Origin of the sequence: Streptomyces sp. AP-93, assembly GCF_022808175.1 — a bacterium.
In the GTDB taxonomy this organism is placed as follows: domain Bacteria; phylum Actinomycetota; class Actinomycetes; order Streptomycetales; family Streptomycetaceae; genus Streptomyces.
This window is the reverse complement of record NZ_JALGBX010000027.1, coordinates 35,138-59,759: the sequence shown is the minus strand read 5'-3', so window position 1 is coordinate 59,759 and position 24,622 is coordinate 35,138. Positions and strand designations below refer to the sequence as shown.

The window sequence follows — 24,622 nt, the reverse complement described above, 5'->3', positions numbered from 1 at the left end:
GGCGACACGGCGGGCGCCACCGGGTACCGTACGCCCCTCGACGACAGAGAGGTGCGGCCATCGTGACCCGAATCCCGGACGTGGGCGATGTGGTGGGCGATTTCTCGCTCCCCGGCGGCCTGCTCGGCGAGACCGCGTTCGTCCGCGGGCAGTACGCGCTCGGCGAGCAGCGCGGCAACCCGGTCGTTCTCGCCTTCTACCCCGGCGACAACACCCCCGTCTGCACGACGCAGTTGTGCTCCTACTCCGACGGGCTGGAGGCGCTCTCCGCGTGCGGTGCCCAGGTGTGGGGCATCAGCCCGCAGGGCGTCGACAGCCACGAGGACTTCGCCCGGGCCCGCGGCCTGCGGATTGCGTTGCTCGCCGACACCGACCGCAAGGTGGCCCGCGCCTTCGGCATCGCCGCTCCCGTGATCGGTCTGCGGCGGGCCGTTTTCGTCATCGCGCCGGACGGCACCCTGCACTGGAAGCACGTCGGGACCCTCGGCATGAGGTTCCCCTCCGCGGAGACCATCGCGGAGCAGCTCGCCGGCGTGGCCGCCGGCTGACGCGCCGGCCGATCGGACGAACGGCGCCGATCGCCGGTGGAGAAGTACTGGGCGGCCTCGGCCCAGGGGTTGGCCGAGGCCGCGGAGGCGCTGCGGGATCCGAAAGCCGGACGGGACACCTGGCGTCACGTGAGGAGGAGAAACGTCACGCCGGTATCTGGTTCCAGGAGGGTGTGGGGACACCTTCCTCGGCATCTCTACGGATGACCGCGCCGCCATCAGTAAACATATATACCGTTGAGTAAGCAAGGGTATGAAAATATTCATGTGTAAGGGTGGTGTGAATACGGCACCTCACCCCGGTTCGCCCTAGAGGAAGAAGCCGTGCTGGTCCGCGGCCTGCTCATAGCTTTCGAGCCGGGCCTGCGTCCGCTCGGGGTCCGCGTCCGCCATCGCCTGGAGCAGCGCCGCGGACAGGACGCCCGGCGCCGCGTACGAGTCGAAGACCAGCCGCGAACCGGTACCGGCCGTCAGCGCCACATCGGCTTCGTCCACCAGCGGCCCCAGCGTGCGGTCCGTGATCAGCGCGATCCGCAGCCCCGCACCGCGGGCCACCCGCAGCGCCGCCAGGGTCTCCTTGGCGTGCCGGGGCATCGCGAAGGCCAGGACCCAGCTCCCGCCCGCCGCCCGGGCCTGCAGCAGCGCGTCGGAGGCGACGCTGCCGCCGCCGGTCACCAGGCGCACGTCGGGGTGGATCCGGCGGGCCGCGTACGCGAAGTACTCCGCCAGCGAGACGGAGATCCGCAGCCCGAGGACGGTCAGCGGCACCGACCGGGCCAGCTCCCGCCCGATGTCGAGCACCTGGTCGGTGTCGGCGAGCAGTTGCCGGACGGTGCGCAGGTTCTCGATCTCGGCGTCGACGGCCGCCTGCAGTTCGTTGCGCCGGGTCTGTTCGGGGCTGTCCGGGGCGCCGGCCACCGCACTCAGCGCGATCGGCTGGAGCACGTCGCGCAGGGCCGGATAGCCGCTGAAGCCCAGGGCCGAGGCGAAACGGGTCACGGAGGGCTGGCTCACGCCGGCCCGTTCCGCGAGTTCGGTGATCGAGAGGAACGCCGCCTCGGTGAGGTGGTCGACGAGGTACTGGGCGATCCTGCGCTGGCCCGGCGAGAGCGGGTGCCCGTCGAACAGCGCCCGGACCCGGTCGGCCGGGGCCCGCTCGTGATCGACCGCCTGCCCGCTCGGCGTGATCGCTGCCGCCTGTGCGCGCGCCTGCTGCCCCGATGACACCGGCGGACCTCCCTCTCGTGCCACTCCGTGATCCCAACATAGCTCACGGCATCCGGCTGACCAGCGCGCTTCCCCCTACGGCCGGCCGTGGGGGACGCCGTGAGCGCCCGCGGGTGCGCACCGGTTCCGCCGCCTCGTCCCGAGATGACGAAACGTCAGCAGGTCTGCACCGGCTGTCCCGTTGCGATCCGGTGCGGGGCCCGGCCGTCGAGGAGGAGCACCACGAGGGCTCGTAGGGGCTGGCTCAGCGGAACGAACGCGCCGCCGTCGGCGGTGGGTACGGACCGTACGCCGTGGAGGGCAAGGCGGCTGCCGGTCGCGGCGTACTGGGCCGGGGTGAGCCGGTAGCCGCAGGGCGGGTCGGCGAGGATCTCGTCCCCGCCCGCGGGGGCGTTGTCCGCACCGCCCAGCGGGACCGGGCCCACCGCGCTCCCCGCCGCCCGGCGGGCCCCCTCCGAGGCCGCCGCCAGCGGGCCCGTACGCGTGGCGACGTAAGCGAACAGGCCGCGCAGAGCTGCGAGTTGGGAGCCGACCCGGCGGCGGTGGTTGAGGGACGGGTCGGCCCGCTCCGCTTCCCCGGCCGCGCCCGCGGGTGCTTCGATGCGGCTTTCGATCAGCAGGGCGACCGCATGCTTGACGCCCGCCGTGTTGCGCAGGATCCGCTCCTGGCCGTCACCCGCGGACTGCCCGACCGGCGTGCCGGTCACGGGGTCGGTGCGGATGCCGTAGGTCCCGGTGGAGTGGCCGGCCGCGCGGGCCGCACCGCGTACGTACGCGGCGGACAGGACGCGGGACTGCGCGTACACCGCCGGGCCGGTGTTGAGGTTGCGCGGCCAGAGGTCGAAGAGGTCCTTGTCGTACGTCCCCGGCGTCGCCCGGTACTCGTGCAGGTCGTACACGAGGTGCGGCCGGCGGTCGCGCAGCACGGCGGCCGTCGCCCGCGCCTCGGGCGAGGCCAGGGCCATGTGGTCGCGGTTGATGTCGGTGCCCCCGGCGTTGGAGCGGGTGCCGGCCGCCCGCCCGTCCGGGTTGGCGGTCGGGACCACGAGGAGGGTGACGGCCTCCAGGAGGCGCCGGGCCGCCGCGTCCCGGGCGTGGGCGAGGTCCCGTACGGTGCTCAGGCACGCCTCGCGCCCCGCCGGCTCGTCTCCGTGCTGGCCGCACACCAGCAGCACGGTGACGGGGCCCCGGCCCAGGCTCACCAGCCGCAGCGGGCGGCCCCGCAGGGTCGTACCGATGGTCCGGACGGTGGCGCGCTCGCCGCGGCGCCCCACCGCGTGGAGGAGGTCCCGCTCCTGGGACTCACTGGTCCAGTGCGCTCCGTACGTGGCCTCGAAGCCGGTACGGGGCGCTCCTTCGGCCGCACGCACCGGGTCGGGGGTCAGGGCCACCGCCAGCACGGCCGTCAGGGTCGCGGCGAGTGCGGACAGGCCGCGCGCCGTCATCTTCTCGATCACGCCCCTGGTTGTAGCGGGATCCGGGCCCCGGCGGCGGGGATCCGCTCCTGAACTCACCCGGGTGGCCGGGCGAGTTCCTCCGGTACGGGCCTCGGCGCCGCTGCCGAACGGCACTACGGCCGCACTCGTGCGGGTGGCGTTCGGGCGCTGCGGGCGCGGTCCGGGCGGGACCGGCGGGCCGGCCACGAGGATCGCGGGAACGCGATCCGACCGGGGCACCGGGAGTCCGATGGAGGAGGTCTTGGTGGGACACGTGACGGGTCCGCCCGGTACCGCGGCCGGGGAGGCCGGCCGGTGACGGTCACCCTCCTCGTCGCCTTCCTCGCACTGACCGCGGGCCTTGCCGCGAACCGGTTCCTGCGCCCCCGGCTGATGGGCGGTGACGACGCCGAGGGCATGGGGGTGCGCGACCTCATCGGGCCCCTGATGACCCTGACGATCCTGATCCTCGCGTTCATGCTCGTCACCGCCTCGAGCTCCAACGGGCGGGCCGACGACGCCGCGCGGGCGGAGGCGCACGCACTGGACCACCTCGCGGAAGTGGCGGACTACGCTCCCCCGGCGTTGCGTCAGCGGCTGCGCGGTGACGCCGTCTGCTACGCGCGGGCCGTCGTGTACAAGGAATGGCCTGCCATGGCCGGGGGAAAGGGGTCCTCGGCCCCCAGTGTGTGGAGCAGGGACTTCCGCGCGGCCTTCAAGGAAGTCGGCACGGGCAGTCCCGCCTTCGGCATGCTGGTCGCCGCGGATGATCAGCGGTCGCTGGGCCGGCAGGCCAGGATGGCCGAAGCCACACCGACCGTCCCGGGCCTGGTTTACTGGTTCATGCTGGTGAACCTCGCCGTGACCGTCGTCGGCCTCGGTCTGTGCCTGCCCCGCACGGGCAACAAGGGGCCGCTCAGCGCCCTGGTCGTCGTCACCGTGCTGCTGACCGCGACGCTGCTCATCATCCGGGACGTGGACCGCCCCTTCGGCGGTGTGATCGTGGTGAAACCGACGCGGATGGCGGAGGTCGAGGAGGAGTCGGTCCGGGACTTCCTGGCCGACCACACGGCGGACGGGCTCCCGTGCGACGAGCAGGGCCGGGCAAGGCGGCCGGGGGGCGGCCCGTAGGACCTGACCCCTCTACGACTGTTCGTCCAGGCCTTGCGGCAGCCGGCCGGTGTGGAGCACCCCCAGGGTCTGGGTCGCGCGCGTCAGGGCCACGTAGAGGTCGCTGGGTTCGTGGTCGGCCGGTTCCACGACGATCACCGTGTCGAACTCCAGGCCCTTGGCCTGCCGCGGTGCGAGCAGGACCACCGGTCGGGTGAGGTCGGGCTCCTCCCCCGCCCGTACGCCGGGCAGCACGGCCGCCAGTTCCCCGTGCAGCGGGCGCGGGGCGATCACCGCGAGGCGGCCCTCGGCCGGCGCGCCCTCCCGTACCGCGTCGGCCACCGCCGCGGCCAGGTCGTCGGTCCGCGCCACCCAGGGCCGGCGGCCCGTGGAACGGACCGAGCTCGGCGGCTCGAAGCCCGGGTGGCGGGCCCGGAGCACGGCTGCCGCCAGCTCCATGATCTCGGCGGGCGTACGGTAGTTGACGCCGAGCCGCACGAGCTCCCAGCGGTCTTCCACGTAGGGCGCCAGGATCTGCTGCCAGGAACCGCAGCCCGCCTCGTCGCCGGTCTGGGCCGGATCGCCCACCAGCGTCATGGAGCGGGTCGGGCAGCGCCTCATGAGCAGGCGCCAGGTCATGGCGGACAGTTCCTGGGCCTCGTCCACGATGACGTGCCCGAAGGCCCAGGTGCGGTCTGCGGCGGCCCGTTCGGCCGCGCTGCGGTGGTCGGCCTCCTCCTGCCGCTCGGCCATCCGCTCGGCGTCGATGATGTCGTGGGCCGCGAGGAACTCGTTCTCCGTGTCCTCGAACTCGTACGACTCCGACCCGGCCGACAGGTCCAGTACGCCCTGCGCGTACGCGACGCGTTCGAGGCGCTCGCGCTCCTCGGCGGCGCGCCGCGCGGTGTCGTCGACTCCGAGCAGTTCGGCGGCCTCGTCGAGCAGCGGGACGTCGGCCGCAGTCCAGTCCGCGTCGCCCGTCGTCGTACGCCGGATCAGCGCGGCCTCCCGCTCGGGGAGGTGGGTGGGCTCGGCGAGGTAGTCGGAGATCAGCTGCCGGGGGGTGAGCGGGGGCCACAGCGTGTCGATGGCGGCGTGCACCTCGGCGCTGGTCGCGATCTCCTTGCCCAGCTGGGCGATGTCGTCGGGGCCGAGCAGGTTGGGGCCGCCGTAGGGGTCGGCGCCGAGCCGGTCGGCGAGCTGTTCGGTGAGCGCGTCGATGATCCGGAAGGCGAAGTACGGGCGTGCCAGGTTGTGCGGCAGTCCGGTGGCGCGGGCCCGGTCCCGGGCCTCGTGGGCCATGGTCCGGTCGAGCAGCAGCGTCCCGTAGTCGTCGTGGTCGATCTCCAGGGCCGGTTCGGGGACCACGTCGGCGTCCTCGCCGCTGCCCGCGGGCACGGTCTCCGGCAGCGCCTGCCGGTCGCTCACGACGCGGGCGAGGATCTCCGCCATCTCCGCGCGCCCCTTGACGGCCGCGGCGCCGGGGCGGTCCACGGCGCTCGCGCGCACGCCGGGGAACAGCTCGCCCGGGGTGGCGAGCAGCACCCCGGTCTCGCCGAGGGCCGGGAGGACCTCGCCGATGTAGCCGAGGAAGGCCGGGTTCGGACCGACGATGAGTACGCCGCGCTTGGCGAGCAGCTCGCGGTGCGCGTAGAGCAGGTAGGCGGCCCGGTGCAGGGCCACGGCGGTCTTGCCGGTGCCCGGGCCGCCCTCGACCACCAGGATTCCGCGGTGGGTGGAGCGGATGATGCGGTCCTGCTCGGCCTGGATGGTCTGCACGATGTCGTGCATCCGGCCGGTCCGGGCGGCGTCGAGAGCGGAGAGCAGCACCGCGTCCGCGTCGGCCCCCTCGTGGCCGGTGCGTTCGGTGTCGGCGAGGTCGAGGATCTCGTCGTGCAGGGCCGTGACCTCGCGGCCCCGGGTGGTGATGTGGCGGCGCCGGCGCAGCCCCATGGGGGAATATCCGGTCGCGAGATAGAACGGCCGTGCGACTTCGGCCCGCCAATCGAGTACGAGAGGCGTGCGCTCCCCGTCGTCCTGCCTGATTCCAATGCGGCCGATGTGGTGGTCCGAGCCGTCGGAGAACTCCAGCCGGCCGAAACACAGGCCGCTTTCGCCCGAGTTCAGAGCGGAAAGCAGACCGGACTGTTCAGCGACCACGACATCCCGCTCCAGGCGCGCCTGGAACCCGCTGCCGGCCTCGCCGAGCGCACCCTGCACGGCGCGTTCGGCCTGATCCCTCAGGTCGTCGAGGCGCGCGTAGAGAGCCGTGATGAATTGCTGCTCATTCCGGAATTCTTCGGTTGACAATTCCACTCCTGACGCGGTACGGTGTCCCCATAAGCTTTTTCATGTCTTAGCTCTGCCTCGATGTGAAACATCAAATATACGCAGACAAACACCCCGGCCGTCAATCGGTCCGGGGTGTTTTTGCGCGGCCAGGGGATTTGTGCGTGGCGCCGATGACAGGTGAAGGGGATTTACTCGGTGCGCAGCATGCGGACCTTCTGGTCGACCAGGTCGTAGCGTGCGACCGCCACGGCGAGCCTGCCGGTGGCTATCCTGCGGGCCAGGTCCGGCTCCCCCGCCAGCAGGCCCCGGGTCCGGCGCGCGTGGGCGTCGATGGTGGCGGCGACCCGGGCCTCACCGTGCCGGCCGTGGTCGATCGACGGCCGGATCTGCTCGGCCAGGTACTGGATATGGGCGGGCAGCTCGGTACCCGTCTCGTCGGCGTGGACCGCGGCGCCGACGGCCCCGCACGACTGGTGGGCGAGCACCAGGACCAGGGGGACGTCGAGCTCCAGGACCCCGTACGCGATGCTGCCGAGCACCGCCTCGTCCAGCACCTCGCCCGCCGCGCGTACGGTCAGCAGATCACCGAGCCCCTGGTCGAAGACGAGCTCCGGCGGTACCCGCGAGTCGACGCAGCCCAGCACGATCGCGAAGGGGTGCTGCTCCCGCGCCACTTGGAGGCGTACGGAACGCGACTCGTGCGGGTGCTGCTGGCGGTACGCCGCCCAGCGCCTGTTGCCGGCCGCCAGGCGCCGCAGCGCCTCTTCCGGGCTCGGCGGACGGCCCCCGCCCAGGGCTTCGGCGGAGGCCTCGGAGGCGGAGGCCGGGAAGACGGAGCCGAGCCCGATGACGGAGCCGACGGACCCGGCGACCGCCGTACCGGCCAGGGCGGTGCGCAGGAGGACGCGACGGCTGGGCGAACTGGCGGGAGACGCCTGTGTGTTCGAAGACATTCGGGGACGTTAACCCCGCACCGGCTGGCCGGGACCACCCCCGGGCGGAAATGGCGGGTTCCTCCCGGAGCCCGGCTCGATCGGGCCGACGGTGTTGTAGGGAACGCTCACCGGCCGGCATGCCGACCGGCACTTTGCTCCAAACCCGCCGGTACCCGGATCCGCGTGCACATCGGTCCCGACGGCCATGACGGTCACCGGGGCCGACATTGCCGACCTCCTCGCGGCTCAGATGCCGGGGAGCCCGGTCAGGGCTGCGGCAAGTCCGAGGGTGGCGCAGATGCCGAGGGTGCGCAGGATGCTCCAGCGGAGCTTGAAGATCAGCAGCGCCGCGATCACGGTGATGGCGAGGGCTGCGGGGCGCAGTGTGGTGAGGTCGGGCAGGGCGAGGTGCAGGGGGCCGAACGTCTTGTCGTCCACGTCTGTGAAGAGGGCGTGCTCAGCGAAGTAGAGGGCGAGGTTGGCGATGACGCCGACGACGGCGGCGGTGATGCCGGTCAGGGCGGCTGAGATCCTGCGGTTGCCGCGAAGCCGTTCGATGTAGGGGGCGCCGAGGAAGATGAACAGGAAGCACGGCACGAAGGTCACCCAGGTCGTCAGCAGGGCGCCGAGCAGGGCCGCGGCCCACGGGTCGAGGCCGCCGGGGTCGCGGTAGGCGCCGAGGAACGCGACGAACTGGACCACCATGATCAGTGGGCCGGGAGTGGTCTCGGCCAGAGCCAGGCCGCTGACCATCTCCTTGGCGCTGAGCCAGCCGTACGTTTGCACGGCCTGCTGCGCGACGAAGGCCAGGACGGCGTAGGCGCCGCCGAAGGTGACCAGCGCGGTGCCGGAGAAGAACAGTCCCTGGGCGGTGAACACGCTCCCTGTGCCGGTCAGCAGGGCGACGGCGGCCAGCGGGACGGCCCACAGCAGCAGGCCGGCGGAGAGGATGCGCCAGGTTCGCCGGCGGCTGGGCTGCTCGTGGTGAAGCGCGTCGTCCGGGATCAGCGGCGCCGGCCCGCCACCGGCCCCGTGACCCGCCGGGGGCTTGAGTGCGTCGGGCTTGTAGCGCCCGATGAGCCACCCGGCCAGAGCGGCGGCGGCGATGACGACGGGGAACGGCACCGAGAACAGCGCCAGCGCCGCGAAGGAAACGGCGGCGAGGGCTATCAGGAGCGGGTGGGTCAGGGAGCGCTTGGCGACCCGCGAGACGGCCTGGACGACGATGGCGACGACCGCGGGCGCAAGACCGGCGAAGACGCCGACGAGGGCTGTGGTCGAGCCGAAGGCGACGTAGAGCGCGGACAGGGCGAGCAGGGCCAGGACGCCGGGCAGGACGAACAGGGTGCCGGCGATCAGGCCGCCACGGGTGCCGTTGAGGAGCCATCCGCTGTAGATGGCGAGCTGCTGGGCCTCCGGGCCGGGCAGGAGCATGCAGTAGCTCAGGGCGTGGTTGAACCGCTGCTGGCCGATCCAGCGTTTGTCCTCCACCAGGGCCCGCTGCATCACCGCGATCTGGCCGGCCGGGCCGCCGAAGGTCTGCCAGGAGATCACGAACCATGCCCGGGTCGCCTGCCGCAGCGGAATGACATCGCCACCGGCAGGGGCTTGATCGGCTGTACTCGAAACACTCGGGGGCTGGTCGGTGGTGGTCACCGGCACTCCCTTTCGTCCTGGTGAAGCCGTACGAGACGGCGGTGGACGGGACGGTCCGGGCGCACGCGACCGCGTACCTCCACCCCTCCCATGGCTGTGTAACCATGGTTACATCGCGCGTCGGATCGATGGAAGGGCAGGACTCGAGGGATGGACGTGAACAGCTCGTTGCAGCCTCGGACTGCGGCTGCGGCCGCGGCCGCGGCAGACCGGCCGGGAAGCCGCACGTGAACGGGCCCGAGCGGCAGTGGGCGCTGCTCTCCTACCGCCTGCCGCGCGAGCCCTCCACCCCGCGGATCACCGTCTGGCGCAAGCTCAAGCGCCTGGGAGCCGGACAGATCAGCGACGGCCTGGTCGCTCTGCCCGCAGGTGCCCGCACCCAGGAGCAGTTGGAGTGGATCGCCGAGGAGGTCACCGACTTCGGCGGCACTGCCACCGTGTGGATCGCCCACCCGGCCGCCGCCGGCCATGAACAGCAGCTCGTGGAGGACATGACCCGGGCCCGGGCCGCCGAATACCAGCAGGTCCTCGCCCAGGCCGAAGACGCACGCGACACGGACGACGCCGACCGGCGGCGCGTACTGGCCAAGCTGCGCGCCGAACTGAGGCGCATCCAGCGGCGCGACTACTTCCCCCCGCCCGACCGCCATGCAGCCGAGAGCGCCGTCGAGGCCCTGCACCCCGCCAACACCACGGAAGAGAGCACCCCATGAAGTGGGCCACCCGCGCCGGCATCCACATCGACCGCGCCGCCTGCGCCTGGCTGATCGGCCGCTTCATCGACCCCGAAGCCGAATTCGTCTTCGTCACCGACCCCGCCCAGGTCCCCGCCGACGCGACCCCCTTCGACATGCGCGGCGTCGAACTCGGCCACCACCACGGCGACTGCAGCTTCGAGACCGTCCTGCGCGTCCACCGCCTCACCGACGACCCCGCCCTGCACCGCATCGCGCAGATCGTCCACGAAGCGGACATCGACGACGAACGCTTCCACGCCCCCGAAGCCCCCGGCCTCGACGCCGTCCTGCGGGGCCTGTCCATGACCGGCGACGACCGCCACACGATGGCCGTCGCCAACCCCGTCTTCGACGGGCTCTACGCGTACTACCAGCGCGCCGCCGTCCTGGGCCACGAACCCACCTGACACAGCCACGGGCACGTGGGGTCAGGGAATCGCCCCGGCCTCACTGACCGTAACCCGTCGCACCGCTCCCGGCCCCGCCGGCCATCCGGATCAGCTCGGGAGCGGTCACTATGCTGCCGAATGACCGAACAGGCGCCCGAACCACTGACCCTCGAAGCCGCCCGGGACCTTCAGAACGCGCTCCGAGCCGAGATCGCCCCTGGCCTCAGCGAGCGGGAACTCGACGCGGTCGAGGCGCGGTTCGGCTTCGCCTTCTCGGCTGACCACAGGGTCTTCCTTTCCGCCGGGCTCCCGCACGGGTCGCGAAGCTGGCCCGACTGGCGGGGCGGCGACCCCGAGGACCTCGCCGGGCGACTCTCGCAGCCGATCGAGGGCGTGCTCTTCGACGTGGAGCACAACGGCTTCTGGCACCCGGCCTGGAGTCCGAGGCCGGCAGGGACATCCGACGCGCTGCAGATCGCACGGTCCGAGCTGGCGGCCGTCCCGCAGCTGGTCCCCGTCTACAGCCACCGCTACCTGCCCGGCACAGCAGGCGAATGCGGCCACCCCGTGCTGTCCGTCCACCAGACCGACATCGTCATCTACGGAAACGACCTCGCCGACTACGTCCGAAACGAGTTCGCCGGCCGGGCGAGCAGCCTTCCCGCCCGCTCGACCGTCGACTTCTGGTCGTACTTCGTCCATGGCGGTCCCGGCACCGACGTCGCCATGCCCACCCCGCACACCCCCTGCGCCGTCACCGCGACGGAGGCTGTGCGCACTGGCCCGGCCTCAGTCGCTTCGGCCACTGGTCGACAAGGTCGATGCGTACAACGACTGGGGGCGATCCGGCACGGCACACGTGAGCAACTGGCCGGAGCGATCGTCGCGGAGGCTGAGCGTCTGCTCGCCGGTGCCTGGCCACCGCTGGACTGAGCACCCAGAGAGTCGGGGTTTCAGGCTGCAGGGCGCTCGCCCGATAAGGCCCGCCGGGGTCCTGGTCTCGGTGTCAGGAGCGAGGCCGGGCGAACCGCGCCGGGGCCGAAGCGCCGACCGACCCGGTCGATGACCGGTTCCAGCGCGCGGGCGTTCTCGGTGGGGCGGTCGAAGGTCAGTTGCTCCGAGGCGCCGGCCGAGCCGGTCAGCTCGCCGACCCGGGTGGACACCGCCCGCACGCGCGCCCGTTGGAGCCCGAGTGCGGAGAACAGTCCGTACAACGCCTGCTGGAGGCAGGGGGTGTGGGCGGTGGGCTCGGGCAGGGTGCGCGAACGCGTGGTGGTCGACCGGTCGGCGTAGGTGACCTGCAGCTCGACCGTCCGGGCGACCTGTCCGGCGATCCGGAGCCGGGCTCCGAGGTCCGTGGCCGCGCCGAGCAGGGCGCGGCGGACCTCGGCCGGGTCGAGGACGTCCCGGTCGAAGCGCCGGGCGCTGGTGATGGTGGCGGGCGGTCCGCCCGGGCTGACGGTGCGGCGGTCGGTCCCCCGAGCCCGCTCGTGCAGGAGGCGACCGGCGGAGGCGCCGGCGATCCGCTGCACCGTGGTCAGCGGGAGGGCGGCCAGATCACCGATCGTCCCGATCCCGTACCGGAGCAGCGAGCGTTCCAGGACGGACCCGACCCCGGGCAGTGCCCGTACCCGACAGCCGTGCAGGAAGCGCTCCAGTTCGGCAGGGTCGTCGGGCAGCACCCGGACGGTGCCGGGCGGAGCGGTGTCGGCGGCGAGGGTGGCGAGCAGACGGTTCGGGCCGATCCCGCCCGTGCTGACCAGTCCGTACCGGGCTGCGAGCCGGGTCTGGAGCCGGTCCGCGAGCTCTGCGGGAGACTGCCCGAAATAGCGCGTGGCACCGGCCAGATCCAGCAGCGCGCCGTCCGGTGGGAGCGCCTGGACGACCGGGGTGATGTCACCCAGCACCGTGAACAGTTCGCGGTAGGTCTCGAAGCCGGCGCGGTGGAAGCGCAGGTGAAGGATCGTCACCCTGGTAGTGGTAGTGGGAGTGGTACTGGTACTGCTGCTGGTGCTGGTCATCCGGCGCTCCCCTGACTGGCGTGCCACAGCCGCCCTGCACCGCCGCCGCCCTGTCCGCCGGGAGCCGGCCGGGCTGCCGAGACTGCCTCGCCGTCGGAGCACGGGGGCTCGCCGGCGAGCAGCGTACGGACGGCGGCGGGGCCGCCGTCCCGGTGGGCGTCGGCGATGTCCTGGAGGTTCCAGGCGTGGGTGCCGATGACGGAGACGGACTTGCCGCGGCGGGAGACGGTACCGCGCGCGAGGAGCAGGAAGTGGTGGAAGAGCGGGTAGGCGGCCTGCTCGTGGGTGTCGTCGAAGAAGGTGAGGTCGATCTGACCGGCCGGGCTTCCGTCGTCCAGGGAGACGAAGATGGTGCGGCGGCCGGAGCGCATGGGCGGGGTCTGGATGGCGACCTTCGCGCCGGCCACCAGTACGGTCTCGCCGGTCGTCTGGTACTTCAGCCGGGAGGAGGCCGTGACGCCGAGCTCGGTCAGCAGCGGGTGCAGCGGTTCCATCAGGTGCCGGGAGGCGTCCATGCCGATGACCTCCAGCTCGGCGTCCAACTCCTCGCTCGGCGTCATCACCGGCAGACCGCTCGGCCCGGGGTACGAGCCTGCGCCGGCCGGGGTGAGGGTGAGCTGACCGGCTCCTGTGGAGGTCCGCTGGTGGCGGTGGAGCTCCTCGATCTGCAGGAGCAGGTCACGGCGGCCGGCTCCGGGGGCGAGGGTGGCGAAGGCGCCGATCCGCGCGAGGCGATCGGCCACCGGGTGGGCGGGCCGGGCGCGGGCCCAGAAGTCGGCGAGGTCCGTGTACGGACGGCCCGCTTCGATCCGGGCGGCCTGCTCCTCGGTGATGCCCTGGACGTCGGCCAGCGATATCCGCAGGCCCAGCCTGCCGTCCGGGAGCCGCTCGGTGCGGTAGCTGGTGGCGGAGTACTGGACATCGAGCGGCAGGATCGGCACGCCGCGGCGCCGGGCGTCGGACAGCACCAGCCGCTTCGGGTACATGCCGGGGTCGTGCTCCAGCAGCCCGGCGTAGAACGGCGCCGCGTAGTGCGCCTTCAGCCAGGCCGACTGCAGGGTGGGCAGCGCGAAGGCGGTCGCGTGCGCCTTCGCGAAGCCGTAGGCCCCCATGTTCTCCAGCATCCGCCACACCGCGTCGATCACCTCCGGCCGGTAGCCGGCCGCGGTGGCGCTCTGCCGGTACCAGGTCTGGAGCTTCGCCAGGCGCTCCGGCTGGGCCAGGGCACGGCGCGCTTCCTCACCCATGGCCAGGTCGCTGCGGGTCATGGTGGCGAACAGGCCCGCCACCTGCTCGTTGTAGATGACCACCCCGTAGGTGGAGCTCAGCCACCGCTCCAGGTCCGGGTGGGGGTAGGTGACGGCCTTCTTGCCATGCCGGCCCAGGAGGAACGGGCGGATCATGTCCGCCTGGACCGGGCCCGGGCGGAACAACGAGATCTCGGCGACCAGGTCGGCGAAGGTCTCCGGCTGGAGCCGGCCGAGGAGGTCCTTCTGGCCGGGGGACTCCAGCTGGAAGACGCCCAGCGACTCGCCCTCGCGCAGCAACTCGTAGGCGGCCGGGTCGGTCAGCGGTACCTGAGTGCGGTCGTCCAGGTCGATCCGCTCGCCGGTGGTGCGTTCGATCTCGCGGACCGCGTACGCCATCGAGCTCTGCATCCGTACGCCCAGGACGTCGAGCTTCAGCAGGCCGAGGCCGTCCTTTTCGACGTCTTCCTTGTCGAAGACGGTGGCGGGGAAGCCTTCGGTGGCGGTGGGGACGACGGGAGTGCGCTTGAGGAGGGTGGCGTCGGAGAGGATGACGCCGCAGGGGTGCATCGCGGTGCCGCGCGGGAGCGCGTCGAGGCCTTCGACGAGGTCCCACAGCCTCCCGTAGCGGTCGGCGTGGGCGGCGACCTGCCGCAGCTCCGGGAGTTCGCGCAGTGCGGTGCGGGCCGAGCGGGCGGCGATGTGCGGGAACGCCTTGGCCAGGCGTCCGACCTCGTCCGGGGGCAGACCGAGGGCCAGGCCGGCGTCGCGGATCGCCCACCGCACCCGGTAGGTCTCCGGCATGCTGAGGGTGCAGACCCGCTCGGTGCCGAACCGGTCCATGATCCGGCGGTAGACGTCCAGGCGGCGTGCGGACTCCACGTCGATGTCGATGTCCGGCAGCGTGCGGCGGCGCAGGTTGACGAAGCGCTCCATCAGCAGCCCGTGCTCCAGCGGGTTGGCGAAGGAGATGCCGAGCAGGTGCACCACCAGGGAACCGGCGCCGGAACCCCGGGCTTGCACCCGGATGCCCATCTCCCGGATGTCGTCGACGACTTGGGCCACGGTCAGGGCGTACGAGGGCCAGCCGAGCGTGTTCAGCACCCGGAGCTCCTCCTCCAGGCGGGTCCGCATGGTGGCGGAGCGGTCGTAGCCGTGGCGGACCATCGCCGCCTCGCAGCGTTCGCGCAGGGCCCGGGCGGACGTGCCGGGGGCCAGGCCGATGACGTGTTCCTCCGGGAAGTGGACCCGGCCGATCCCGAGGTCGGCGTACGGGTCGAGGCGGCACTCGGAGGCGGTACGGGTGGTGGTGGCCAGCAGGTGTGCGGCCCCGCCGTTCTCCTGTCCGGCTGCCCGGGCGACTTCCTCGGCGAGCTCGCCCATCTCGGCGGCGCTCTTCAGCGACCGCTCGCCGTTGCAGGTGTGGCCGGGCCGGATGGGGGTGAGCAGACGGGCCGAGTCCAGTACGTCGGCGACCGGCGCCTGGTCCGGGGTCGCGTAGCGGACCGCGTTGGTCAGGACGGCGAGCAGGTCGAGGTCGGCGGCCAGTCCGAGCGTGCGGGCGGCCAGCCGGAGCGAGCCGGGCCCCGTGCCGGTGCGGCGGTGGTGCACGGCCTCCAGCCGGAGGTGCTGCCCGAACGCCTCCCGCCACGGTGCGAGCAGCTCGGCCGCCCGGTCCGGGCGGCCGTCGGCGAGCGCCCGTACCGGCTCGGACGCCGGTCCCAGCAGTACGGTGAGCCCCTCGGCATGCTGCTGGATCGCGGGCCAGGGGACGATCGGCTGCCCGCCGCCGGCCTGCTGTCGGGCGGTCCAGGCGGCGGTGATCAGCGCGCACAGGTTGGCCCAGCCGGCGCCGTCGCGGGCCAGCAGGGTGACCCGGGGTGCGGAGTCGGCGACGAAGGCGCCGCCCCGGGCCGGGGTACGGCCCTTCGACGGCGCCGGGCCGGCCGGGGCGAGGGGCGGGACCGCGAGGTCCGCACCGAACAGCGGCCGGATCCCGGCCTTCGCACAGGCCTGCGCGAACCGGACCGCCCCGGCCACCGTGTCCCGGTCGGTCAGCGCCAGCTCCCGCAGACCTTGCTCCGCCGCCCGCTCGACCAGCCGGCCGGGCAGCGCCGCGCCGTAACGCACCGAGTATCCGGAGGCGACATGCAGGTGCGCGAACATCGCGTCACCACCTCCAGCTCCTGGTCAGCCCCCGATCGTCGACACCCGACTCCCCGTCCGGTCTCTCCAGCGTAGACCGTATTCGATAGTCTGTTCGACATGCACGTCAAGGCATTACCCCAGGTGGAGCAGGCATCACAGACCGTTCCCGGCTGTTCCGCTTCCTGCTGCCTCCGGGTGCGTGTGGCGCCCAGGACGGGAATGCCGTCACGCCGGTGCCGCGGCCGGTGACCCGGCCGGTGCCGCGAGGACGAGGGCGAGCACCGCGTCTCCCGCCTGCCACGCCATCGCGCGGCGCCGCCCGCCGAGGACGGGCGGCCGCAGGCCCAGGATCGCGATGCCCCGCGCCGCGGTGCCGAAGACGCCGGTCCGGTCGGCCTTGACCGCCGCTTCCTTCAGCGCCCAGGCGCCGGCCAGCGCGTCGGGCCGGTCCGTACCGACGAGGGAGAGTTCCCCGGGGGAAAGCACGTGGTCCGCGACCCGCCGTACCGCGGCTGCCGAGGAGGTCTCGCACAGGTCCACTCCGACCGGCTGCGGTGCGAGGGCCGCGGCGACGTGGTGGGCAGTGTGGCTGATGGAAACGTGCAGGGCCGGCACCGGGCACCCGCCGACGAGGACGTGGGGGCTGCCGTCGCAGCGCGGGAGGATCTCCGCGTCGGCCGCCGGGACGGCGAGGAACTCGCCGACCAGGCGCTTGGCGAGCAGCCGTCCCGCCGCCCACTCGGCCTGCCGCCAGGCCGGCAGCGCCCGGACCACCTGCCGCTCGGCCGGTGAGAGGGGCGCGAGGGACACGGCCCGGTGGAGGTCGGGGCGCCGGGCCACGAGGACCCCGGCCCCGCCCCATCGGTGGATCTGTCCCGGCACGGCCGGCGGGAAGACGGTGTGCACGGCGGCGGGGGTCACGCGGCGGCGGCGGGGGCGTCGGTGGCCGCGTCCGTGGCCGCGTCCGCTTCCGTCGCCGTGTCCGCGTCCAGCTGCCGCAGTTCGCGCTCCAGCGCGGTCACGGCCTGCCGGATCTGGTCGGGTGTGTGGTCACAGGTGATGAAGAAGCGCAGCCGGGCCATTTCCTCCGGTACGGCCGGGTGGAGGATGGGGTTGACGCTGATGCCCTGCTGGAAGAGGGCCTCCGCGAGCTTCAGGGTCTTCAGCGAGTCCCCGACGATGCAGGGGACGACCGGCGTGTCGTGGCTGTCCCCGACGTCGATCCCCGCCTCGCGCGCCAGGCGGACGAACAGCGAGGCGTTGTACGCGAGACGCGTGACGCGCTGCGGCTCGGTGCGCAGGAGGCGCAGGGCGGCCAGCGAGGCGGCGGTGTCGCCCGGGGTCATGCCGGCGCTGTAGACGAACCCCGGAACGGTGTAGCGCAGGTACTCGACGACCGCGCGGCTCCCGGCGACGTAGCCGCCGCAGCTGGCCAGTGCCTTGGACAACGTGCCCGACCACAGATCGACGGCCGAACGCTCGATGCCGTGGTACTCGCCGATGCCCATGCCCGTCGTGCCGATCGTGCCGATGCTGTGGGCCTCGTCGATCATCAGCAGCGCGCCGTGGCGGCGCTTGACCTCGACGAGGGCGGGCAGGTCGGCGATGTCGCCGTCCATGCTGTAGACGCCCTCGACGACGACGAGCACCCGCCGGTACTGGTCGCGGACCTGGCCGAGCACGGCGTCGAGTGCGGCCGCGTCGTTGTGCGGGAACGGGCGCCGGGTCGCGCCGGAGAGCTTGCAGCCCTGCAGGATGCTGTCGTGGGCGAGGGAGTCGTGGAGGACGAGGTCCCCGGGGCCGACGAGGTGCCCGATCACGGTGACGTTGGTGGCGTGTCCGTTGGCCAGGGTGAGCGCGGCTTCGCATCCGAGCCGCTCGGCGAGTTCCGCTTCGAGTTCCAGGTGGAGCGGACGGCTGCCGGACAGCAGCCGGCTGGCGGACACCGAGGTGCCGTAGCGCTCGACCGCCTCCTTGGCGGCCGCCTTCACCTTCGGGTCGGTCGCCATGCCCAGGTAGTTGTAGCTGGAGAAGGAGACGAGTTCCCGGCCGTCGACGACCGTCGTGTCCGTCATGCCGCCCTCGTGGACGAGGAAGTACGGATTGGCGAGCCCCAGCCCGGCGAGCATCCCGATCCGCTCACCGTGGGCGGCCACCTCCGGGAAGCAGTCGATCCGCGTGTGCTCCTCCGGCGCGGCCGGGTCGTCCGTCCGCTGGTCCGGGGGCGCCGGGACCACGCACAGGCCTGGGAAGTCCGCGGCCGCGGGCGGGTCGGGGTCCACCGCGACCGGCGGCATGTCTGCGGACGTCCCGGGCGGAGGCCCGTCACCCTGTCCGGCGCGCTGCCCCGGGACGGCGGTCGCCGCCGTGGCGTCCGGGCAGCCGCCCGTGATCAGCGCGGCGATCCGGGCGACGGTCGGCCGGTCGGCGGCCCGCTCGTCGAAGGTCCACTGCGGCCACTGCCGGTTGAGGGAGGTGAACAGGTCGGTCAGCATCAGCGAGTCGAAGCCGAGGTCGTCGATCAGCAGCTGGTCGTTGCTCAGCTGTTCCACCGGGAAGGCGCTGATCCGGGCCACCTGCGCGAGCACGGCTGCGGTGACCTCGCCGGTCACCTCGGGGGCCGCGGCAGTGGGGACGGCCGGGGCGGTGGGGACGGCCGGGGCGGTGGGCACCGGCGCGGGGAGCGTCTCCGTGAGGCGGGCGAGCAGCTCCGCCTGCTGCTGGACCAGCTGGAGCAGTTCGCCCATCGGGGTGTTCGCCGGGTCGTACGTCGGGGCGTTCATCGAGGTCTCCTCGGGCTGTGCGGGTTCTACGGGCTGCACGGGCTGTACGGGCTGTACGGGGCACACGGGCTGCGGCGGGACGGAGGCGGCGGCGGGGGCCCGCTTCGTGGCGCGTCTGGCCGGCACCCAGTAGGACTGGGTGGCGAGCCCGGCCACCGGCAGGTCCAGCAGCCGGCGGTCCTCCTCGGCGACCAGGGCGCGCGGGTCGACCGGGACGCCCAGGACCACGAGCCGGGCGAGGGCCAGGGCGAAGGTGCGCCCGCCGTCGGCCATCCCCTCGACGGGGACGACATGGACGTCGTCGTGGCCGGTGAGGTTGCGGCGGACCGAGGTGAGGAGCGAGCTGCCGCCCGTCACCTGGAGGAAGACGCGGGCCCCCTGGTCGTAGGCGGTGCGGACCGCGTCGCCGAAGAGGACCGGCGCGGACGCGTGACGGGTCCACAGCTCGCGCAGCCGGCCGGGGTCGGTGCAGACCTCGGCGTTCACGGACGAGACGAACGGCAGGACGGGGCCGGCGATCGGGCGGGCGGTGAGACCCGCGCGGATGGTGTCCTCGACGGCGGCCAGGTGCGGCGAGTGGAAGGCGTTGGACACGTCGAGCGCCGCCGTGACGACCCCCGCTTCCGCGCAGGCCTCGCGCAGCGCGGCGAGCCCCTCCGGCGTGCCGCTGACCACGATCTGTCGCGGCTGGTTGAAGCAGGCGAGCCACACGCCGTCGATCCCGTTCGTGAGCCGGCGGCAGGTCTCCTCGTCGGTCTGCACGGCGAGCATCCCGCCCGCGAAGCGGGACTCCGCCTGCCGGAGGGTCGCGCCCCGGTGCACCAGCAGCCGGACCGTGTCCACGTTGGTGAGCGCTCCGGCGGCCGCGGCCGCGGCGAACTCCCCGGCGCTGTGCCCGAGGGTGAGGTCCGGACGGATGCCGCAGTCGGCGAGGACGCGGGTGGCGGCCATCTGGACGGTACCGAGGAGCGGCTGGCACACATCGGTGGCGGCGAGCCGTTTCCTGAGCTCCTCGGTGTCGCCGTGAGACCGGGCCTCCTCGCCGTACAGCAGGTCGGAGAGGTCGAAGCCGACGTCCCCGCGGGCCACGGAGTCGAGGACGGCGACGGCCGACCGGAAGGCGGGGAACCGCTCGTGGAGGTCCCGCATCATGCCCGGCCGCTGGCTGCCCTGACCGGGGAAGAGGAAGGCCACGCTGCGCTGCGCGGCCGGCAGGGGGGCGTCGGCGGCGAAGGCGCCCTCGCCGAGGTCGCCCCGGGCACCGGCCAGGAGCTGCTCGCGGGCGTGGCGCAGCCGCTCGACGAACGCGTCCGTGCCGGTGGCCACGATCGCGAGCCGGGCCGTCAGCGGTTCCCGGGAGCCGAGGGTGTGGGCCACAGCGGCCAGCGGGGCACGGTGCGCCGTGTCGAGTGTGTCGAGTACGTCGCCGATGTGCCGGTCCAGCAGTTCGGCGTTGCCTGCCGAGAGGAGGACGAGGTGCGGTCCGGTGTCTTCGGGGCGGTCCGGGAGGTGACCGGCGGCCGTGTCGGGCTGCCGCTCCTCCAGCACCACGTGGACGTTCGTGCCTCCGAAGCCGAACGAGCTGACGGCGGCACGCCGCGGGGTGCCGGTGTCCGGAAACGGCAGTGCGGTGGCGGCGAAGCGCAGGCCGGCGGCGGAGATGCCCAGGTCCGGGTGGGGGGTGGTCTCCGGCTGCGGCACGATCGTGCGGTGGTGGACGACCAGGGCCGTCTTGATCAGTCCCGCGATGCCCGCTGCGGCCAGGGAGTGCCCGATGAGGGCCTTGCCCGCGCCGAGGTAGCACAGGGCGGGGTCGTCGTCCGGGTACTCGGTGCGCAGTCGGCGCAGGGCCTCGGACTCGGCGCGGTCGCCGGCTGCGGTGCCGGTGCCGTGGGCCTCCAGGAAGCCCACGGAGGAGGGCGCGACGCCCGCGTCCTCGTAGGCCCGGCGCATGGCGCGCAGCTGGCCTTCGGAGGTGGGGACCAGCGGTCCGGGGGACGCGCCGTCGTTGGCCGAGCCGATGCCCTTGATCACCGCGTAGACGCGGTCGCCGTCGGCCAGCGCGTCGGCCAGCGGCCGTATGACGACGACACCGGCGCCTTCGCCGAGGACGAAGCCGTCGGCCTCCTCGTCGAACGGGCGGCACACCCCGGCGGCGGACAGGGCGCGCAGCCGGGAGAAGCCGACCAGGCTGTCGGGGGTGAGGTTGAGGTACACGCCGCCGACGAGGGCGATCCGGCAGCTGCCGGATCGCACCTGGGCGATCGCCTGGTCGAGGGCGACCAGCGAACCGGAGCAGGCGGCGTCGACGGCGAAGCTGGGACCACCGAGGTCGAAGTGGCGGCTGACGGTCCCGGCCGCCATGTTGAGGAGGCTCCCCGGCAGGGTGAAGGCGTCGATGGTGCCGAGCTGCCGCGCCCGCTCCTTGGCGGCGTCGGCGGCGTCCGCTGCGTCCGCGGCGTCGGCGCCGTCGTCCGCCGCGTGCGCGTCCTCGGCCAGGGTGATGGCCCGGAGGGGAGCCGCCATGAGGTCCTTGTAGTCGGACACCGAGAGTCCGAAGAACACCCCGGTGTTCTCGCGGTCGAAGTCGCCGCGGCCCAGCCCCGCGTCGGCGAGCGCCTCGCGGCTGACGTCGAGCATCAGCCGGTGCTGCGGGTCCATGGCCCGGGCACGAGCGGGAGGTACGCCGTAGTGCGCCGCGTCGAAGCGGTCCAGGTCCTCCAGGAAGGCGACCTGGTCGGTGTACGAGGCGTTGGGGGCCGACCGGTTGCCCGGCTCGTGGAAGGTCCCGTGGTTCCAGCGTTCCCCCGGGACGGCGGAGAACTGACGCTCGGCGCTCATCAGGAGCTTCCAGTAGGTGCGGATGTCGGGGGCGCCCGGAAAGCGGCAGCCGAGTCCGACGATGGCGATGTCAGTCATGGGTCTTCCTTGTCGTAGCGCCCCGGACGGACGGCGGCCGGGACTGGGCGGGGCTGGAGGGTCGGAACGGAGCGGGGCTGGACCGGATGGGAGAGGGGAAAGCGCCCGGTGGTCAGCGGCGCGCGTGGGCGTGGGTACGGACGACGGTGCGGCTCGGGGAGCAGCGGCCCGGGGCGCACCGTCTCGCGGTGGCCGGTGGCGGCCGGGGCGCCGGCTGCGGCACCTTGGGTCTCAGCGCCTTCGGTGCCCACCAGTTCAGGCCGCCCGCCATGCGCATGAGCGCCGGTACGAGGACGCCCCGGACGAGCGTGGCGTCGAGGAGGACGCCCAGACCCGCGCCGATGCCGAAGAACTGCAGGAGGGAGACCTGGGAGGTACCGAAGCTCAAGAGGGTGAACGCGAGCAGGGCGCCGGCCGTGGTGACGATGCCTCCCGTCCGGGCGATGCCCGTGACGATCGAGTCGGTGTTGCCCTCCCCGGCGTCGCGCGCCTCCTTGATCCGGGCCAGGACGAACACCTCGTAGTCCACCGAGAGTCCGAAGAGGATGCAGAACAGCAGCACCGGCATGGTCGTGCTGAGCGGTCCGGGCGTGAAACCGAGCAGGCCGCTCAGATGGCCCGTCTGGAAGATCCACACCATCGCTCCCAGGACGGCCGTCAGGCTCAGGGCGTTCAGCGCGATGGCCTTGAGCGGCAGGAGGATGCTGCGCGTGAAGCCGAAGAGCAGCACGAACGTGGTGACGGTGATCAGGGCGAGCGCCAGCGGAATCCGGTCCGCCACCGTGTCCTTGGCGTCGACCAGTACCGCGGTCGGCCCGCCGACCAGGACTTCTGAGCCCGCCGGGGCGGGGACGTCGCGGACGTCGTGCACGAGCTGCTGGGCCGCCCGTGAACGGGGGTCGACCCGCGGCACCACGGAGAGCTGGGCCGGACCGTCGCCCCCGGAGCCGGAGCCGGAGACCGGGGAAACCTGGGCAACGACGGAAACCTGGGCGACCTGGGGAAGCGCGGAGAGCCTGCGGACGTAGTCTTCCCGCGCCGACCGGGGCGCCGTGCCCGTCACGGAGACGGTGAGCGCGTCGGCACCCTTCATGTCGAACGCGTCGCGCACCAGGTCGCCCGTCTGCCGGCTGGCTGCGCTCGTCGGCAGCGCCCGGTCGTCGGGGGTGGCGAAACCGGCGTGCGCGAACGGCGCGGCGAGGACCACCAGCAGGCCGATCACCGGCAGCGCCGCGAGCAGCGGGCGGCGTACGACGATCCGCGCCAGCCCTTCCCAGAAGCGCGATCCGGAGCCCGTACGGGCCCGGCGGCGCCACGGCACGGGCCAGGCGTTCACGCGCTTGCCGAGCAGCGCGAGCAGAGCGGGCAGGACGGTCATGGCGCTCACGGCGGCGATGGCCACCACGGCGATGCCCGCGTAGGCGAAGGAGCGCAGGAAGTACGGCGGGAACACCAGCAGCGTCGCGAGCGCGGCGGAGACCGTCGCGGCACTGAAGGCGATCGTGTGGCCGGCGGTGCGCACGGTCCGGATGGCGGCCGTCCGCGGGAGGTACCCGGCGGCGAGCTCCTCGCGGAACCGCGAGACGATCAGCAGCCCGTAGTCGATGCCCAGCCCCAGGCCGAGCGCCGTGGTGAGGTTCAGCGCGAACACGGACACGTCGGTGACGGAGCCGAGGACGCTCAGGACCAGCAGGGTCCCGGCGATGGCGAGGACGCCTATCAGCAGCGGCAGCGCGGCGGCCACGACGCTGCCGAACGCCAGGACCAGCAGGATCAGGGTGCCCGGCAGCACGACGGCCTCGGCCCGCTTCAGGTCGGACTCCGCGATGTCCTGGAGCTCGGCGTCGGTGAGCGCCGGCCCTCCCACGTGCACGGTCAGGGCCGCGCCGGGAGCGCCCTGGGCACTGGGGGCGGTCAGCTCCTCGCTCAGCCGCTCGACCCGCGCACCGAGCTGTTCGCCGTCCCCGTCCACGTGCGCGACCAGCATGGCCGCCTGGCCGGTCCGGCTGCGCAGCTCCGCCGCGCCGCCGGTCCAGTACGAGGTCACGGCGCTCACGTGCGGCTGGGCGGCGAGCCGGCGGGTCAGCTCCTCGCCCTCGCTCCGGGCCGCCGGGCCGTCGACGGAACCGTCGCGGGCCTGCGCGACGACGACCAGGTTGGGGGAGGCCCCCAGGTGCTCGGCGGCCACGAGGGCGGCGCGGCTGGACTGGGAGCGGGGATCGTCGTACCCCTGCGTCTTCAGCCGGCCGGTGGCCTCCGCGCCGAACACGACGGACAGCGCGAGGAACACGAGGGCGGCGAAGAGGACGAGTCCGGGACGGCGGGTCACGAAGACGCCTGCGCGACGGGACATCGGGGTCTCCGATCCGGGTGGCGGATCGTCCTGCTCTGGTGCAGGACGATGGATCTCCACCGTGCCCCGGTCGGGGACGGGGCCGTAGCCCCGGTTATTCGTTACTTGACAGGAGTCCCCCGTACGCCGTCACCGTCACCGTCACGTCACGGTCGCTGTTCCCCTCCACGTCCCGGGTGGGGTTCTGCGCCGTGCGGCGGATCCGGGCCCACAGGGGCAGGGCGCACCGGCGCGGCGCGTACTCCCCCGTGGACCACGGGCCCATTGCCTTCGGGGGTCAGCCCCGCAGGGTGGCGATGGCCTTCTCGATGCGCCGTTGGCGCGTCTCGGGCATCTTCGCGCTCTCGATGGCGCGCACGTGCTCGCGCTTGCGGCTGTCCGTGAGGGTGTCGTAGGCGGCGCGGGCGGCCGGGTCGTCGTCCAGGGCCTGGGCGAAGTCCGCGGGCTCGACGGCGACGCGCGGCTCGGTGTCGAGCTCCAGCTCGACCTCGATCTCTTCGCCGATCTCGACTTCCGAGGCCCGCCGGTTGGCATGGCTGAGGCCGATCAAGTGGCGGCCGCGCAGGAAGGCGACCCGGCTCCTCCAGGAATGCCCGTTGATCGTGATCGTCACCGGCGGCCGCGAGCCCTCACCGAGCGCTGCCACCACCTCGGGCGGAACCAGCAGCCCCCGCATGGGCTCAGGTGGCTCGACGACGGACTGAAACTTCAAGATCTTCTCCTGTTCGTTCTGCCGTTCCCCGCGGATCCCGCCCGCCCGGCTCCGCTCGCCGCTCCCGCTTCCCGCACGCGTCTCACAGCCGTCCGGGCCGGCAGCGGCA

16 protein-coding genes are annotated in these 24,622 nt (G+C 73.1%); 5 read left to right on the top strand and 11 right to left on the bottom strand.

The features are described 5' to 3' along the window. Positions 1-62 precede the first annotated feature (62 nt). Entirely contained in the window at positions 63-548 is a 486-nt protein-coding gene (locus MTF69_RS34520) for a peroxiredoxin (RefSeq protein ID WP_243340318.1), read from the top strand. 309 nt (positions 549-857) lie between these two features. Here MTF69_RS34520 and MTF69_RS34515 read toward each other — a convergent pair whose 3' ends face one another. Both MTF69_RS34515 and MTF69_RS34510 read right to left on the bottom strand, forming a co-directional pair. Next, a complete protein-coding gene (locus MTF69_RS34515; protein ID WP_243340317.1) occupies positions 858-1,775 on the bottom strand; it encodes a MurR/RpiR family transcriptional regulator in 918 nt (305 codons plus the stop codon). 155 nt (positions 1,776-1,930) lie between these two features. Beyond that, entirely contained in the window at positions 1,931-3,220 is a 1,290-nt protein-coding gene (locus MTF69_RS34510) for a M14 family zinc carboxypeptidase (protein ID WP_243340392.1), read from the bottom strand. A gap of 306 nt (positions 3,221-3,526) precedes the next feature. On the opposite strand from MTF69_RS34510, the gene MTF69_RS34505 reads away from it, so the two are divergent. Further along, complete coding sequence (locus MTF69_RS34505) at positions 3,527-4,342, top strand: hypothetical protein (RefSeq protein WP_243340316.1); 816 nt, start codon at positions 3,527-3,529, stop codon at positions 4,340-4,342. 12 nt (positions 4,343-4,354) lie between these two features. Here MTF69_RS34505 and MTF69_RS34500 read toward each other — a convergent pair whose 3' ends face one another. The 3 genes from MTF69_RS34500 to chrA form a co-directional block, all read right to left on the bottom strand. Then, positions 4,355-6,631, bottom strand: a complete 2,277-nt coding sequence (locus MTF69_RS34500; protein WP_243340315.1) for a helicase — start codon at positions 6,629-6,631, stop codon at positions 4,355-4,357. A 170-nt stretch (positions 6,632-6,801) separates the two neighbouring features. Further along, on the bottom strand, positions 6,802-7,566 hold the full coding sequence (locus MTF69_RS34495; protein ID WP_243340314.1) for a carbonic anhydrase: 765 nt from the start codon (positions 7,564-7,566) through the stop codon (positions 6,802-6,804). Positions 7,567-7,794: 228 nt separating this feature from the next. Continuing rightward, positions 7,795-9,204 carry a chromate efflux transporter gene (gene chrA, locus MTF69_RS34490; RefSeq protein ID WP_243340313.1) on the bottom strand — a complete coding sequence of 470 codons (1,410 nt, stop codon included), beginning with the start codon at positions 9,202-9,204 and terminating at the stop codon, positions 7,795-7,797. A gap of 227 nt (positions 9,205-9,431) precedes the next feature. Here chrA and MTF69_RS34485 point away from each other — a divergent pair, with 227 nt between their 5' ends. The 3 genes from MTF69_RS34485 (at position 9,432) to MTF69_RS34475 (ending at position 11,263) form a co-directional block, all read left to right on the top strand. Further along, positions 9,432-9,917 carry a Chromate resistance protein ChrB gene (locus MTF69_RS34485; protein WP_243340312.1) on the top strand — a complete coding sequence of 162 codons (486 nt, stop codon included), beginning with the start codon at positions 9,432-9,434 and terminating at the stop codon, positions 9,915-9,917. Continuing rightward, positions 9,914-10,348, top strand: a complete 435-nt coding sequence (locus tag MTF69_RS34480; protein WP_243340311.1) for a chromate resistance protein ChrB domain-containing protein — start codon at positions 9,914-9,916, stop codon at positions 10,346-10,348. The genes MTF69_RS34485 and MTF69_RS34480 overlap by 4 nt, the downstream gene beginning before the upstream one ends. 120 nt (positions 10,349-10,468) lie before the next feature. Next, positions 10,469-11,263, top strand: a complete 795-nt coding sequence (locus MTF69_RS34475) for a hypothetical protein (protein WP_243340310.1) — start codon at positions 10,469-10,471, stop codon at positions 11,261-11,263. Positions 11,264-11,283: 20 nt separating this feature from the next. Here the strand turns inward: MTF69_RS34475 and MTF69_RS34470 are convergent, their stop codons facing one another. The 6 genes from MTF69_RS34470 to MTF69_RS34445 form a co-directional block, all read right to left on the bottom strand. Continuing rightward, entirely contained in the window at positions 11,284-12,300 is a 1,017-nt protein-coding gene (locus MTF69_RS34470; protein WP_374324850.1) for a hypothetical protein, read from the bottom strand. A 47-nt stretch (positions 12,301-12,347) separates the two neighbouring features. Then, complete coding sequence (locus MTF69_RS34465; protein WP_243340308.1) at positions 12,348-15,764, bottom strand: DNA polymerase III subunit alpha; 3,417 nt, start codon at positions 15,762-15,764, stop codon at positions 12,348-12,350. A gap of 207 nt (positions 15,765-15,971) precedes the next feature. Continuing rightward, positions 15,972-16,667, bottom strand: coding sequence for a 4'-phosphopantetheinyl transferase superfamily protein (locus MTF69_RS43565; protein ID WP_243340307.1), 696 nt, complete (start codon positions 16,665-16,667; stop codon positions 15,972-15,974). Further along, entirely contained in the window at positions 16,664-21,448 is a 4,785-nt protein-coding gene (locus tag MTF69_RS34455; RefSeq protein WP_243340306.1) for a type I polyketide synthase, read from the bottom strand. The genes MTF69_RS43565 and MTF69_RS34455 overlap by 4 nt, the downstream gene beginning before the upstream one ends. A 112-nt stretch (positions 21,449-21,560) precedes the next feature. After that, on the bottom strand, positions 21,561-23,801 hold the full coding sequence (locus MTF69_RS34450) for an MMPL family transporter (RefSeq protein ID WP_243340305.1): 2,241 nt from the start codon (positions 23,799-23,801) through the stop codon (positions 21,561-21,563). A 277-nt stretch (positions 23,802-24,078) separates the two neighbouring features. Then, entirely contained in the window at positions 24,079-24,513 is a 435-nt protein-coding gene (locus tag MTF69_RS34445) for a YdeI/OmpD-associated family protein (RefSeq protein ID WP_243340304.1), read from the bottom strand. Between the last annotated feature and the right edge of the window lie 109 nt (positions 24,514-24,622).

Excerpts from the sequence above, each read along its gene's own strand:
- MTF69_RS34480 (WP_243340311.1), top strand. The coding sequence starts at position 9,914 with ATGAAGTGGGCCACCCGCGCCGGCATCCACATCGACCGCGCCGCCTGC.
- MTF69_RS34450 (WP_243340305.1), bottom strand. The coding sequence starts at position 23,801 with ATGTCCCGTCGCGCAGGCGTCTTCGTGACCCGCCGTCCCGGACTCGTC.
- MTF69_RS34475 (WP_243340310.1), top strand. The coding sequence starts at position 10,469 with ATGACCGAACAGGCGCCCGAACCACTGACCCTCGAAGCCGCCCGGGAC.
- MTF69_RS34455 (WP_243340306.1), bottom strand. The coding sequence starts at position 21,448 with ATGACTGACATCGCCATCGTCGGACTCGGCTGCCGCTTTCCGGGCGCC.
- MTF69_RS34495 (WP_243340314.1), bottom strand. The coding sequence starts at position 7,566 with ATGTCTTCGAACACACAGGCGTCTCCCGCCAGTTCGCCCAGCCGTCGC.
- MTF69_RS34465 (WP_243340308.1), bottom strand. The coding sequence starts at position 15,764 with ATGTTCGCGCACCTGCATGTCGCCTCCGGATACTCGGTGCGTTACGGC.
- MTF69_RS34510 (WP_243340392.1), bottom strand. The coding sequence starts at position 3,220 with ATGACGGCGCGCGGCCTGTCCGCACTCGCCGCGACCCTGACGGCCGTG.